The 13,112-nt window shown below is 62.1% G+C and carries 16 protein-coding genes; 5 read left to right on the forward strand and 11 right to left on the reverse strand.

Annotated elements, in window-relative coordinates; translation table 11 throughout:
- Window positions 1-15: 15 nt before the first annotated feature.
- From ACJA3S_RS10270 to ACJA3S_RS10290, 5 genes are all read right to left on the reverse strand, one after another.
- Window positions 16-585: a DUF6162 family protein gene (locus tag ACJA3S_RS10270; protein ID WP_406821730.1), complete on the reverse strand. Its 570-nt coding sequence runs from the start codon at window positions 583-585 to the stop codon at window positions 16-18.
- The gene (locus ACJA3S_RS10275) at window positions 582-902 is read right to left on the reverse strand and encodes a hypothetical protein (protein ID WP_406821731.1); all 321 of its coding nucleotides are present in this window, start codon (window positions 900-902) and stop codon (window positions 582-584) included. The genes ACJA3S_RS10270 and ACJA3S_RS10275 overlap by 4 nt, the downstream gene beginning before the upstream one ends.
- Window positions 899-1,438, reverse strand: coding sequence for a thiamine pyrophosphate-binding protein (locus ACJA3S_RS10280; protein WP_406821732.1), 540 nt, complete (start codon window positions 1,436-1,438; stop codon window positions 899-901). The genes ACJA3S_RS10275 and ACJA3S_RS10280 overlap by 4 nt, the downstream gene beginning before the upstream one ends.
- Window positions 1,435-2,628: a PepSY-associated TM helix domain-containing protein gene (locus ACJA3S_RS10285; RefSeq protein ID WP_406821733.1), complete on the reverse strand. Its 1,194-nt coding sequence runs from the start codon at window positions 2,626-2,628 to the stop codon at window positions 1,435-1,437. Before ACJA3S_RS10285 ends, ACJA3S_RS10280 begins: the two co-directional genes overlap by 4 nt.
- A 174-nt stretch (window positions 2,629-2,802) precedes the next feature.
- On the reverse strand, window positions 2,803-4,137 hold the full coding sequence (locus ACJA3S_RS10290) for a lysine N(6)-hydroxylase/L-ornithine N(5)-oxygenase family protein (RefSeq protein WP_406821734.1): 1,335 nt from the start codon (window positions 4,135-4,137) through the stop codon (window positions 2,803-2,805).
- A gap of 202 nt (window positions 4,138-4,339) precedes the next feature.
- On the opposite strand from ACJA3S_RS10290, the gene ACJA3S_RS10295 reads away from it, so the two are divergent.
- Both ACJA3S_RS10295 and ACJA3S_RS10300 read left to right on the forward strand, forming a co-directional pair.
- Window positions 4,340-4,777, forward strand: coding sequence for a hypothetical protein (locus tag ACJA3S_RS10295; protein ID WP_406821735.1), 438 nt, complete (start codon window positions 4,340-4,342; stop codon window positions 4,775-4,777).
- A gap of 357 nt (window positions 4,778-5,134) precedes the next feature.
- Entirely contained in the window at window positions 5,135-5,590 is a 456-nt protein-coding gene (locus tag ACJA3S_RS10300) for an REP-associated tyrosine transposase (protein WP_406821736.1), read from the forward strand.
- A gap of 166 nt (window positions 5,591-5,756) precedes the next feature.
- Here ACJA3S_RS10300 and pbpG read toward each other — a convergent pair whose 3' ends face one another.
- Window positions 5,757-6,683 (reverse strand): D-alanyl-D-alanine endopeptidase, encoded by a 927-nt coding sequence (gene pbpG, locus ACJA3S_RS10305; protein WP_170029361.1) that lies wholly within the window; start codon window positions 6,681-6,683, stop codon window positions 5,757-5,759.
- Between the two features lie 295 nt (window positions 6,684-6,978).
- On the opposite strand from pbpG, the gene ACJA3S_RS10310 reads away from it, so the two are divergent.
- Window positions 6,979-7,347: a hypothetical protein gene (locus ACJA3S_RS10310; RefSeq protein ID WP_406821737.1), complete on the forward strand. Its 369-nt coding sequence runs from the start codon at window positions 6,979-6,981 to the stop codon at window positions 7,345-7,347.
- 41 nt (window positions 7,348-7,388) lie between these two features.
- Here ACJA3S_RS10310 and ACJA3S_RS10315 read toward each other — a convergent pair whose 3' ends face one another.
- Window positions 7,389-7,793, reverse strand: coding sequence for a MerR family transcriptional regulator (locus ACJA3S_RS10315; RefSeq protein ID WP_406821738.1), 405 nt, complete (start codon window positions 7,791-7,793; stop codon window positions 7,389-7,391).
- A gap of 72 nt (window positions 7,794-7,865) precedes the next feature.
- Here ACJA3S_RS10315 and ACJA3S_RS10320 point away from each other — a divergent pair, with 72 nt between their 5' ends.
- Window positions 7,866-8,930, forward strand: coding sequence for an SDR family oxidoreductase (locus ACJA3S_RS10320; protein ID WP_406821739.1), 1,065 nt, complete (start codon window positions 7,866-7,868; stop codon window positions 8,928-8,930).
- 103 nt (window positions 8,931-9,033) lie between these two features.
- On the opposite strand, the gene ACJA3S_RS10325 is transcribed toward ACJA3S_RS10320, so the two are convergent.
- From ACJA3S_RS10325 to ACJA3S_RS10335, 3 genes are all read right to left on the reverse strand, one after another.
- Window positions 9,034-10,272: a DUF2599 domain-containing protein gene (locus tag ACJA3S_RS10325; RefSeq protein WP_406821740.1), complete on the reverse strand. Its 1,239-nt coding sequence runs from the start codon at window positions 10,270-10,272 to the stop codon at window positions 9,034-9,036.
- Between the two features lie 105 nt (window positions 10,273-10,377).
- Complete coding sequence (locus ACJA3S_RS10330; RefSeq protein ID WP_406821741.1) at window positions 10,378-10,731, reverse strand: DUF2599 domain-containing protein; 354 nt, start codon at window positions 10,729-10,731, stop codon at window positions 10,378-10,380.
- 169 nt (window positions 10,732-10,900) lie between these two features.
- The gene (locus ACJA3S_RS10335) at window positions 10,901-11,575 is read right to left on the reverse strand and encodes a polysaccharide lyase family 7 protein (RefSeq protein ID WP_406821742.1); all 675 of its coding nucleotides are present in this window, start codon (window positions 11,573-11,575) and stop codon (window positions 10,901-10,903) included.
- A gap of 248 nt (window positions 11,576-11,823) precedes the next feature.
- Between ACJA3S_RS10335 and ACJA3S_RS10340 the strand changes: the two genes are divergently transcribed.
- Entirely contained in the window at window positions 11,824-12,135 is a 312-nt protein-coding gene (locus ACJA3S_RS10340) for a DUF1654 domain-containing protein (protein WP_406821743.1), read from the forward strand.
- 37 nt (window positions 12,136-12,172) lie between these two features.
- Here the strand turns inward: ACJA3S_RS10340 and ACJA3S_RS10345 are convergent, their stop codons facing one another.
- Complete coding sequence (locus ACJA3S_RS10345) at window positions 12,173-12,991, reverse strand: helix-turn-helix transcriptional regulator (protein ID WP_406822234.1); 819 nt, start codon at window positions 12,989-12,991, stop codon at window positions 12,173-12,175.
- Window positions 12,992-13,112: the final 121 nt, after the last annotated feature.

Genomic DNA, 13,112 nt, shown 5'->3' on the forward strand with positions numbered 1-13,112 from the left:
GCGGAGTCCTTGGGTTCAGTGACGGTGTTCGCGGGTGACCCCGGCGTCGTAATGGCTGACCACCTGGCGCCAGCCGGCCGCAATCAATGCGGCCTGGCCGAGGTCGTCCGGGGGCGCAGCGGCGGTGTCGCGGTGCAGCCAGACATCCGCCTCGCCAGCGCCGTCGCTCGGCACGATCAACAGCAGGCTGCCGGCCACTTCCGGGGCCTGGCTGCGCCCCAGGTAGGCACCGGCTTGCAGCCATGACCACTGGTGGTTGCCGCGGCGCTGGCTGCCGGCGTCGACCACGAACGGTGGCAGGCCTTCTGCGGCCAGGGCGCTCACGCTGGGGACGGCGGCGGTTTCTTCACGCAGCAGGCGGATTTCGTCGAAGGCCACCCGCAGGTCGGTGTACAGGCCTTGCTCGGCGGCGGTGAGGTCACGACGGGCATCGATCTGGTGGCGGGCGATGGCCTGTTCGTCCTCACGCTCGCCGCGCGCCAGCACCACGCTGGCGGCGAGCACCACGACCAGCAGGCTGACCAGCAGCACGTACAGGGTTTCGTGCCCGGCACCGGCCGGGCGGATCACTTGGCAGCGGCTCATGGCTGGGTGATATCGGCGTGGTCGACTTCCACCACATGCCCGGGGCCAGCATCGAACAGCACGTAGAATTCGCCGTCCGGGCGCTTGAAGGTCAGCGTCGAGTCCTCACCGAGCTTGCCGCCGACCAGCACCTGTTCGTCGTAGCCGATCACATCCAGCGTCACCCCAGGGGCACCGCTGCCGTCCGAGAAGCCACCGGTGCACTTGACCTGGCCACCGGCCAGTCCTTCGCATTCGCACATCGGGTTGTGTGCCAGGGCAGGGCCAGCGCCCAGCACCAGCACAGGCAGGGCGAGGATGCGCAACAGGTGTTTCATTTCTTGCCTCCTTGTTTTTCGAGCCAGGCCACGGTGGCTGGCGATGCCTGGGCCAGCGGGACTGACGCCTGGTGCAGGCTGCCGTCCCAGCCTTCCAGGGTGATCCAGATTTGCGCGTCCTGGCGGGTGCGGGGCGGGATGGGCAGCGACGTGCCCATGTGGTAGGGCGCGCCAAAGAAAATCGTGCCGGCGGCGCGCAGGCTGCGCGGTTTGCCGATGCGCAGGTAGGCGGCCTTGACCTCCTTGACACAGGCCTTGCACAACGAGGCGTTGAACACCTTGAAGTACCCGGCCGGGCCATCGGCGCGGGGGGCCTCGTCGCGCAGCTCGGCCAGGTCGAGGCGGTAGGGGCCGACCTGGATGTCACTGATCAGATTGGCGCCAAGGCCAGCTTCGCCACGGAACAGCTTGGCGTCGGCGAAGTACTTCGGCATGAAGCCCAGCGGGATGAGAATCAGCAGGACATTCAGGTGGAAGCGCCACTTCAGCCACAGCTGCTTCAGCGGGCTGCCGGGCAGCGCGTGTGCCTTGCTCATGGGCGGACCTCCACGGTGCTGTCGGTGCGTGCCGGGTGCGGCATGCGTTCGCTGCGCTTGAGCGCGGCGGCGGTGGCCTGGGCGGTGCGTCTGGTCCAGATCAGCAAACCGCTGAACACCATCAGGGTGAGGACCAGGCCGAAGAAGAACCACACCAGCTTGATCGGCAGGCCGCCGAAATCGCCGGTATGCAATGGGCGCATGGATTCGGTGACGACCTCCAGCGGCGAGCGGTCGCTGAGCAGGAACTGGCTGTCGATCTGACGCGTATAGGGGTTCACCGAAGCGCTCTGGAACATCAGTGGGTACCAGCCCGGCCCGCCCAGGGTGACGTGGCTGTAGGCTGTGGCTGGCAGGGTGATGAAATTGACCTCCAGGCCCGGGATCGCAAGGCCGGCAATACGCGCGGCTTCATCCAGGTCGATGCGCGGTGCGGGGCTGCCATCCGCGGTTTGCGGCACGTCCTCGCGGGCGATCACCGGCACCACCGGGCGGCTGGAAATGGTGATGTGGTTGTCGAACAGGATCGCCTGGATCAGAAACCAGGTGCCGGTGATGGAGATGACTGCAATGAACCAGATCGACCAGACCCCGGCCAGGCGGTGCAGGTCGCCCCAGAAAATCCGCGAGCCATGGCCGGTGCGCAGCGGTTTGAAGAAGCCTTTCCAGAATTTCTTGTACACCACCAGGCCGGTGACCAGCGACGCCAGCATGGGCAGCCCGAGCAGCGACACCAGGTACCAGCCCCAGCTGAAGCCATTGGTGAACGGCACCAGCCACCAGCCGTGCAGGGCACGGGTGAAGGCCTCGAAGTCGAAGTCCGGTGTCTTGCCCTGGATCGCGCCGGTGTAGGGGTTTACGTACAACGTCGGGCTGGTGCCGTCAGGCAGGGTGACATCGGCCTTGACGGCAAAGTGCGAGCCGTCGGGTTGGCTCAGGCGCTCCACCACCATGTCGGGCTCGGCCCTGTGCAACGCATCCAGCACCTGCTGGAAGCTCAGGCGCTCGACATCACCATCGGGCTTGTTGGCGCGTACGTCCGGGTTGGCCAGCCAGACGATTTCCTGGCTGACCACGGCGAGCATGCCGGTGAAACAGACGATCAGGACAAAGAACCAGATCGGCAGGGCGAGCCAGCTGTGGACCAGGAACCAAAGCCTGGATTTCGATTTTTTCGCGGATTTGGCCATCGGACAGTCTTCTGCAAGGGTGGTCGAGCGTGTGCCCAGCCAAAGAGGCTGTACTGATAAGGACGAATGAGAATCAAAATCCTGCCGTTTTAAATGCAAGAAAATGTTTCAGGAACACCAAGGCCGGCCTGCGCGGATTGCGCCGGGCCGGCCAGGCAGGTGGTGAGCAGCGGTTCAGGCGCGGGTCAGGGCGACCGCCGCCTGCGCTTTGCCGTGCAGCTGCGCCAGGTCCTGGTACAGCGCGCGGCCGATTTCTGCCGCGCGTGTCGGCAGCACCGAGAGCAGGGTGTCGCTCAGGCCATGGCTGTTTTCGCAGAAGCCTTGCAGGTACACCGAGGCCTGCAGGTCGGGGCTGGCCAGCACGCGGTAGTTGCGGTCGACAGCAAAATCGTCAAGGTAGCCGGCCAGCGGTGCCAGCAGGTCACGGTGCGAGCGGCGCTCGTAGCCAGTGGCAAGGATCACGGCGTCATAGCGGTGGGTTTGCTGCTGGCCGGTGGCAAGGTCGCGCAGGGTCAGCTCCAGGCCTTCGCGGGTGGCCAGCACCGTTTCCACCTGGCGCCTGCACAGCACGTTGTGGCGGTACTGGTGCGCCACCTTCTGCCGGTAGAGGATGCCGTAGATGCGCTCGATCAGGTTGAGGTCGACCACCGAGTAGTTGGTGTTGTGGTATTCACCGAGCAGCTTGCTGCGCTGGTCGGCCGGTTCGTTGTAGACCAGGTCGGTGTAGTCCGGCGCGAAGATCTCGTTGACGAACGGGCTGTCATCGGCGGGCTTGAGCGCCGAGCCGCGCAGAATCATGTCGACCTTGACCGACGGGTAGCTGTCGTTGAGGTCGATGAACGCCTCGGCGGCGCTCTGGCCGGAACCGATCACGGCGATGCGCATCGGTGTGCCGGCGGTGCACGGCAGCTGGTTCAGGCTACTGAGGTAGCGGGAATGGTGGAATACCCGCGGGTCGTCGCCGAAGGCGGCGAACTTCTCCGGTATCTTCGGCGTGCCGCCGCTACCGACTACCACCGAACGGGCACGGCGGCTGTATTCGCGCCCTTGTATGTCACGCGACACCAGGCGCAGGTGTTCGACCCGGCCCGCCTGCACTTCCGGCTCGATGCGCAGCACCTCTTCGCCATACACCGCCTGGGTAGCGAAGTGCTCGGCGGCCCAGCGCAGGTAGTCGTTGTATTCGAGGCGGCAGGGATAGAAGGTGCCGAGGTTGATGAAGTCGGCCAGGCGCTGCTTCTGGTGCAGGTAGTTGACGAAGCTGTAGGGGCTGGTGGGATTGCGCAGCGATACCAGGTCCTTGAGGAACGAGATCTGCAGCTCGCTCTGGGTCGCTAGGGTTTCGCCGTGCCAGCGGTAGTCCTGCTGCTTGTCGATGAACAGCGCATCGAGGGCATGGCCCTGGGCCTCGGCGAGTTCTTCCAGGGCGATGGCCAGGGCCAGGTTGGAAGGGCCGAAGCCCACGCCGATCAAGTCCTTGACAGTTTCCGGGGGGGCAGACTGGCTCATGGCTGCGATTCCATAGTGGTCGAAGGTGGACGCTCGCCGGGATGAGCCGGCGCCTGCGTAGGTACATGGGTTGGAACGAGCCAAACGCACGGGAATTTACCGGCGGCCGGCTGCTTGGTAGCAAGCCGGGGCTAAAGACCTGCGCTTTGCGGCCGATAGGCAGATCAGATCAAGGACCCATTTTTCTTGCAGGGAGAAATACATGAGCGCCATTGCAGCAATCAGCGTCGGCAGCGCAGGCCAAGTGTCGGGCAGTACCTCGGCGGTCGTCAGCCAGGATGTGCAGAAGAACGAAGAGGGCGGGGCAGCCAGCACTCAGGTCGACCTGTCGAAAGTCAGCGCTGACAGCAAAGCCCAAGCTGCCGAGAGCAGCAGCGACAGTGCTGAACCTGCGCATATCAAGCAATTGCGCGAGATGATCAAGCGGCTGCAGAAGCAGTTGGCCGACGAGCAGAAGCAATTGGCCCTGTTGATGGCGCAGCCGATGGAAGAAACGGCCAAACTGGCCGCCGTGAGTGCCAGGCAGGCGAGCATCACCACGCTCAATGGTGAAATCCTGCAGGCTACCGCACAGTTGCTCGAAGCATTGCAGACCACCGGTGGCAGCAGTGCGGGTGGGATGGTCAGTACCCAGGCCTGACGCTGGCAACGGCGCCCGCCTGGCCAGGGCTTCTCACGCGAGGCTGTTGTAGGAGCGGATTTATCCGCGATGAGGCCCGCCCAGGCATCCGGGAATGTTCAAGGAGGTTGATGTTCCCGGCTTACGGGCGGGTCAGGGCCACCAGGTGTACGTCGGGAGAGTTGCAGCGCCTATCAGATCGAGCGCCGCCCGCGCGGCGCATCGCGGATAAATCCGCTCCTACATTTGTTGCAACGTGCCGAACCTGTTACGCCATGGTCGCCTGTCGGGGGACACATCTGCAAACCATATTGCTTCACCGCCTTTTGCAGAAAATTCTAGGCTGAAACGGGAATCGCACATTCATGGATGACCGTCATGCATTCCCCGAAAGGTTGCCTGCTGCGCCGCGGAAGGTGCTCAGAACCCGGTAGATTCTACATGCTCACCACCGTCACCCGAAACCGGCGCCCGCTGTTCCTGAATTTTCAATACGCTCGCATCGTGATTCGCAATCTGCGTATGGCAGAGCAGGAGAACAGCTGCCATTCACTGGCGTGGGTTGTCATGCCTGACCATGTCCACTGGCTGATCGAACTGAAAGAAATAACCCTGAGCACACTCATGCGCCGCTTCAAAGCCAGGTCGAGCCACGGTTTACGAAAGACCGGAAGCATTACAACCCCTGTCTGGCAAGCCGGTTATCATGACCGCGCCTTACGCAGGGACGAAGATGTGGTTAAGGCCGCCAGGTACATCGTTGCCAACCCGCTTAGAGCAGGCTTGGTGAACAGAATCGCAGACTATCCGCATTGGGATGCAATCTGGATCTGATCCCCAAAGGCTGACAACCATGGCCTGACAGGTTCGGCACGTTGCAACAAATGTAGGAGCGGATTTATCCGCGATGCGCCGCGCGGGCGGCGCTCGCGCCAGGCGCCATCCCTCTTTCGACGAACACCCGCGCCCTTGGCTCAACCAGCGCTGTCACCAAGCGCCGTCATTCCGCCGCCAGGCGCCCTTTGTTCTGCCGCTCCGCCTTGTACTGCATGGCCACCGCCGGCGCTGGCTTGGCGGCACCGGTTTCCAGCCACTGGCGCATGCGGCTGGCATCGGCGAAGTGGGTGTACTTGCCGAACGCATCGAGGATGACCATGGCCACCGGGCGGTTGTCCATGCGGGTCAACAGCACCAGGCAATGCCCGGCCTCATTGGTGAAGCCGGTCTTGGTCAGCTTGATGTCCCAATTGCTCTTGTTCACCAGGTGATCGGTATTGCGGAAGCCCAGCGTGTAGTTGGGCTTGCGGAAGGCCACGGTCTTCTCGCGCGTGGTCGACAGCTCGCTCAGCATCGGGTACTTGCGCGAGGCCATCAGCAGCTTGGCCAGGTCGCGGGCGGTGGACACGTTCTGCGTCGACAGGCCGGTCGGTTCGACGTAGCGGGTGTGCGCCATGCCCAGGCTACGGGCCTTGGCGTTCATCGCCTTGATGAACGCCGGGTAGCCACCCGGGTAATGGTTGGCCAGGGTATTGGCCGCACGGTTTTCCGACGACATCAGGGTAATCAGCAAGGTTTCGCGGCGGTCCAGCTGGCTGCCCAGGCGCACCCGCGAATACACGCCTTTCATTTCCGGGTTGTTGGCGATGGTCATGGTGAGCATTTCATCCATGGGCTGCTTGGCGTCGAGCACTACCATGGCTGTCATCAGCTTGGTCACCGAGGCGATCGGCACCACGCGGTCGGCGTGGTTCGAATACAACTCCTGGTTGCTGTTCAGATCGATCAGCAGAGCGCTGCCCGAAGCCAGGTGCAGCTTGGACGGGTCACGTTGAACCTGGGCCGGGGATTGTGCAGCAGCGGTCGACGGGAGGGTCGCGGTACCTGTGAGCAACAGCAGCAGGCTGAGGATGGACAGGGATGTTTTCACGTTCAGGCTCACTAAAAGTTGGTATGTCGTTGGCTGTGCAAGGGTTTTCCCCCAAAAACCGCTGCATTTTGGAGTATGGCTGAAATGCTGTCGAATGCCTTATGACTAAAGGGCGCAAGGTGAAGGAAATTTAATCCTGGATCGCGGCTGGATAAGGCGCGGCTCGGTTTCTGCACGTTCGCAAGCCCCACCAGCGGCCCTGGCTAATCAGGTTCGGGTTGCCATTTGCCGCTTTGCCCATGAATTCCGTAACTGGTAAAGTCGGCGCCTTCGTTACCAGCCTGAGAGGGATCTTATGCGGCGCATCATTGCAATGACGTTTGGCGGTTTGACACCGAGCTATTACATCCGCCAGCTTTTCTTCGGCGCGCTTTTCGCGGCCTTGATTCTGGGCTTCGCTGCCAATAGCCCCACCGGCCTGACCGGCAAACCCGGCCTGCTGCTGATGGCGGTCGTCTCGACCTTGTTATACCCGTACTCTCGTTTCGTCTACGAAAGCGTCGTGGGCTTCATCATGGGTAATAACGTCTTTTTCGTGAACGCACTGCTCATGTTGGCGGTCAAGGTCTTCACCATGGCGGTTTGCTGGTCAATGGCGATTTTCATTGCTCCAGTAGGCTTGGCCTATCTGTACTGGCATCACAGCCGAAGCGTTTCCCAGTAAGCACGCGCTAACCCCTGAACCCAGCCATTGCGCTGGGTTTTTTATTGCCTGGAGACAGCCTGCTGCACAGGAAGGCTCGGCACCATCAGCCCCTTGGCGATAGCACTGGCTTCAAGCTTCGCCCGCTCCGCATCCAGTGATGCATAGGCACCCTGCAGCGTGATGATCTTCGCCTGGATTTCGGCCATCTTTTCCGCGATCAAGGCCGCGCCCTGGGCGCAATTGATCGTGTTGCCGCGCTTGGCAGCCAGGATCTCGCCGATCGCCGCAAGCGAAAACCCCATGCTCTGGGCAATCTGAATGAACTGCAGGTCGGCAACGGTCTGTTCGCTGTAATCGCGGTAGTTGTTCGCCCGTCGATGGGCGCCGATAAGCCCGAGCTTTTCGTAATAGCGCAAGGCGTGGCGGCCGATGCCACTGCGACGCTCCAGTTCCGCAACATTCACAGCGAATTTCCTTGACTGTAGACCAGGCTCTATACCTTAGCCTGCGCCGATCTTGCAAACAAGGATTCGGTCATGGCTGTGGAATGCTTCGTTACAGGCGGCAGTGGGTTTGTCGGGCAACATTTGCTGGCCCGGCTTTCCGCGACTGGGCACAAGACCTGGGTGCTGATGCGCAACCCGGGCCACCTCGCGCGTCTCAGGGAGCAGGTCGGCCAGCTGGGCGGTAACCCGGCGAATCTGCATGCCGTTGCGGGCGATATCAGCAGGGACGGGCTTGGGCTCAGCGAGGCAGACAGGCAGCGCGTGTCCTGCGTCTCGGTGGTTTTCCACCTGGCCGCAGAGTTCTCCTGGGGGCTGACGATGGAACGTGCCCGCGCGGTCAATGTGCAAGGCGCGCTGAGGGTCGCCAGGCTGGCGGCGAGCTTGCACGCCCGCCTGCTGATGGTGGGCGGCTACATGGTACAGAACCTCGCCTTCCTCGACGGTATCGGGGTTGATTACGACTGCCCCGGAAACACTGACTGGCGCGCAGTGTATCGCCGCGTGGGCGGCTACGAAGGCAGCAAGCTCGAAGCGCATTTCGCGGTCATCCGCTACATGCAGGAAGCACACGCGGATTACACCATGGTGCATCCGGCAACGGTGTGTGGCCACAGCGAGAGTGGGCACATCCTGGCAGGCCAGCCGCTGGTCGAGCTCATTCGCAATCTGGCGCAAGGCCGTTTCAAGGCTGTGCCTGGTTCCCCTCAGCACTGGTTGCCAATGGTCAGCGTCGATTACCTGGTGACGCTGATGACCTGCGTCGCGTTCGACCCATTGCTGGCCAACCGGCAGGTGCTGGCGCTCAATGAGCAGACGCCCAACCTGCGCGGGCTGCTCAAGGCGCTGGCGCAAACGCTGGGGGTCAAGCCACCCCAGCGCCATGTCGCGATCGGGTTGCTCCGCTGGCTAGCGATGATTCCCGGCCTGGCCGCACGCTTGGAGATCCGCGCCGAGTCATTGAACTTCATCCAGACGCAGCGCTTCGACATGAGCGAGAGCGAGCACCTGGAGCGCAAGTATCGGTTAACGCACCCTGACATGGCCCAGACACTGGAACGGACGGTGCGCTATGTCATGGCTCACTTGCCCGGCTGAGCCACCCCCCTCGGGCCATGCGCGTCAAGCTGGCGCATGCCATGAAAACCAAGGCCTGGAACCCGCCGATAGCGGTCAGTACCGGCAGGTCCGGGCCAGCGGTTCAATACGGGTTGCAGTACTGCGCTATGGCCGTGGCCTGGTCGACGTACGGGCGCGCCGGCTCAAGGTTCCATTCGGGTTTGTCCCTGACCGGTTTGTTGTCATAGCTTGCTGCCAGGTGGCACACCAGCTGGCGACGCAGCGAGCCACCGTTGACGCTGTAGCGCCGCCATTGCGCATCGTCCTTGTGCTTGTTGTACAGCTCGGCGAACATCCGGTCGGTCTGGTCGTCCTTGATCGCCCGGCCGCAGGCGGTGGGCACAACCTGCAGCGACCAAGTGTGCGGCCCCAGTTTCGGATCCGGGCGCTGCACCCAGGTGCTGGACTCAATGTACCTGTCGCAGAACCGCTGCGTGGGCAGCGGCGCTGCCTGGGTGCAGGCGAAGCTGGCCTTGCCGTTGGGCGTGCGCGGGAAGTTGATCTTGATGATGTTGCGGTCCTTGCCGGTCTTGTTCTTGTAGTCGCGCTGGTTGGCCAGGGCATCGTTCAGGCCGCGCTGATCACTGTAGAAAAACGCCAGGATCGGCAATTCATCATCTTTCGGGTTGCCCAGGCGCAGCTCGGTCTGGGTCTGGAACTCCCGGGTGTTGATGACACGTCGGGCGCCCATGAAGTTGCGGAACGCATTGACCCGGTCCTGGCTGCTCATCGGGTTGCGCATGTTGAAGCCACATTGCAGCTGGTCCTGCAGGCGGTCGTTGTTGAACCGGGTGAAATGGGCGACCCAGGCACTGGCGTTGGTGATGGGCGGGGCCATGGCCTGGCAAACGGCCTCGGTCTGGCTGGTATTGCGGTTATTGCCGCAGCCCCGGTCATCACGGAAATCGGTCCAGGCGTCGTTGGGGAAGGCGCAGTACACATGCACCGGTGTCTCGGGGGCGCGCACCAGGTCGATCGGCTTGATGATGTAGCCGTTCTGCGTGCTCATGCCCGGGTCTTCATAGCTGATGCCGTCGGCCCGCATCCAGGAGGCGGCAAAGGTCCCCAGCTCCCGCGCCTTGGGGCTTGGGTTCCATACGTCCCATTGCTGGCCCTTCGCCGGGTCGGCGCGGTGGGTACCCCTGATCAACAGGCCGGAACAGTCGGATGCTGGGTCGTTGCCGCAGCTGTCGACGGTTTTGTTGTAGAGGCTTTCCACCTGCCTCAGGGTCTCTTCGCAGGACTCGGCGTTGGCCGACGTGATGTGCAGCAACAACGGCAAGGTCAGTAGCGGGACAATCCTGTTCAAACGTTTTTGCATGGCATGTATCTCCCTGATTTAGCCAAAAAACAACCTGCGGTCCAACTTCATTCGGGTACGGCTGCACCTCCTTCTTGCCAGGTGAATAGTCAAATGCTCGAGTGGTCAGCGCGGGACCGGGGTGCAACCTGCGGCGCAAGTTTCGCTGTCGGATAGCCTTGGCCGGAACGGCTCCAGGTTCCAGGGCGTCTTGCCCCGGGAGTTGCCCGCATAGGGGCTGTAGTCCCAGGGGTTGAACGGCCCGTCATTGACCATGCGCAAGGTCACACCGCTGCAGTCGTAGTGGCCGCGTGCGGCACCGGTGTCGGCTTCCTGGCAGTGGCTATTGATGGTGTTGTAGTTGCGGTTGATGCGCTTGACGGTTTCCTGCGGATCGAGCGGCGCCTGGGCGGCCAGCGCACCGAGGGTGAAGGGCAGGGCACAGGCGATGAGGAATAGGGAACGAACATGCGGGTACATTGCCGACACTCCTTGTCGCACAAAAATGGTTCACGCTTGTAGCCGCAGCGTAGTTAGCCGGCTCTTTGCGGTCAAATGCGCTTGCCAGACAACGCCGACCTCATCGCAAGACGTCCCGTGCTGCCTGCGCCAGGCACAGGGCATCGGGACGTCTTTCGGCTAGCCAAGTTCAGGCATGGACCAGTGACAGATCGCTGATGATGCAGATCGAGCCATCATCAGCTGGCGTCGTATCGGTGTAATCGACCTGGTTGTAGACGCCGCCATGGAATTCGAACCGGTGCGCCGCCCAGCTGCTGTCGAACGGCAGGTCGCCGGAGCTGCCGGTCACCCCGTTGCAACTGGCAGTGACGTTGACGCTGCCCTGGGCGGTGGCGTGGATGCTCACGGAAAACTTCGCGCCCAGCGGTACGCCCCTGAGCACCGTCGAGTTCACCGGATCGGTCTGGTTGTAGGTCTGCCGGAACCCCAGGGTGATATCGCCTTTTCTCCAGAACACCTTCACTGGCGGGCTGTCATCGCCGTACACGTGCATCTGCGCCACGACCACCTTCTGCGCAAAGTTGACCTTGGTCAGGGTCATCACTTGACGATTCCAGTGGTTTGGCGCACCGGCCAGCGTCCAGTAGGTCGGCTCCGACCACTCGCAGCGCGTGCGGTGGGTGCTTTTGCTCGACACGCCTTTGGTTGGGGCAGACAGCTGCACCGAACCGTCGGCCAGCACTGATACATATTCTGGATACTGGGCAAGCGCTTCGCTGCCGGTGAGCTCGTCGGCGACCAGGCTGGTGGAGGATTCGGCCACCGGAACGGAAAGGATGAGATTGCTGATGTCTACGCTCATGGAGGTACTCCTTGATAATCGATAACGGGTTGTGCCCCTGGGGCTGGCAGCGACTATTGCGCCGCTGTCGGTAAAAAAATTAGCCTTGCGCTAAATTCACGTCAATAGCTTTTGGCTAAATTAATTTCGCTCGTCGGCAAATCTTCTCCAGGTCAGGTTTTTCCCGGAAACGGGCTTTACGCTGGTTTTTGCTGTGGGCTATGCTTTACCCGGATACTGTACAAAAATACAGGTATTGGAGTGAACCTATGTCCGAGCACATGAAGCCGACGCTGCAGCAGCGCCAGCAAATGACCGGGTTAGAGCGGCTTAGCCTGCGGGTGTCGGCGATGATCAACCACCCGCTGGCCCAGACCCGGCGTTGGGTTGTGGTCCATCGCCTGGATACGGATGGTGAGGCTGAGTGGCAGGAAGTGCTGGGTCTGCTGGCCGAAACGCCTGAGTTGGACCTTGCCTTCAACGATGACGGCAGTGTCACGTTGCGTTGGGCGCGTAGCAGCGTGGGTGCGCGCGATGATCTTGCCGTAAAGCCGCAGGTGGGCGAAGCTGCACCGTTCTGAATTGCAGAAAAAAGCCCGCCAGGAGGCGGGCTTGGCGTCATACCAGGTGCGCATTCCACACCAGCAGCACCCTGGCCTGGATATAGGTTTCCTCTTGACGGACCATGCGGTCCTTGTGGCGCGAGTTGTCGGAAATCATTTCGAAATGCTCTTCATCGGCGATCTGCAGGCGCTTGATATAGAGGTGGTCACCCCAGCAGAACAGGTAGATGCCATCGCCGACGAACTCACGGATGCTGACGTCCACGATCAGCGGGTCGCGGTGCCTGATGGTCGGCTCCATCGACTGGCCCCAGCCGGTCACCATCTTCAGGTGGTGATGGTCGCTGAATTCCACGCCCAGCTCGCGCAGGTGGCTTGGGCTGACGCGAACGTCCTTGAACATTTCCGGGTAGTCGTGGGGGACTTGCCCGCCGCCCATGGCCGCCCGCACGTCATAGTGGGCAATCCATACCTCGTCGCCCACCAGGCCGGGCTGAACCAGGTCGGCCTTGACCAGCGCGGCCTTTACCGGCTCCTCGGCAGCAGCCAGCAGCCGTTGCCGGGTTTCTTCGGGAATGCCTTTGCCGCTTCTGGCCAGCATCTGCTTGACCAGCTCAGCTGCGGACAGCCTGCTGTCGGCAACCTCGGTCTGTGCCTGCTCAACTGCCGCCAGGGTGTCGAACCACCCTCGGGGCAAGCCCTCGATAGCTTCGATTCTGCGCGCCACGTCATCACCCAGGTTCTTCGCTGTCTTGTTCGAGAGGATCTGGCTGAGGTGCGCAGGGGCCATGCCCCAGCGTTCTGCGCAGGAGCCTTTTCTCTGGTTGCCGATCAACTTGACCAGGTTGTGCTTGCGGATTTCGTAGATGTCCATGAGGCGGAGCATGCCAGTGTTTAGCTCATTGCTAAATAGGTTTGAAGGTAAATATTTTCCGTGCCGTGGCTAGCGCCAGGCTAAACCGATTCAGGCCTGCAACAAAAGCCAGCCGGCCTGC

This window comes from Pseudomonas sp. KnCO4 (assembly GCF_045344305.1).
Lineage (GTDB): Bacteria > Pseudomonadota > Gammaproteobacteria > Pseudomonadales > Pseudomonadaceae > Aquipseudomonas > Aquipseudomonas anuradhapurensis.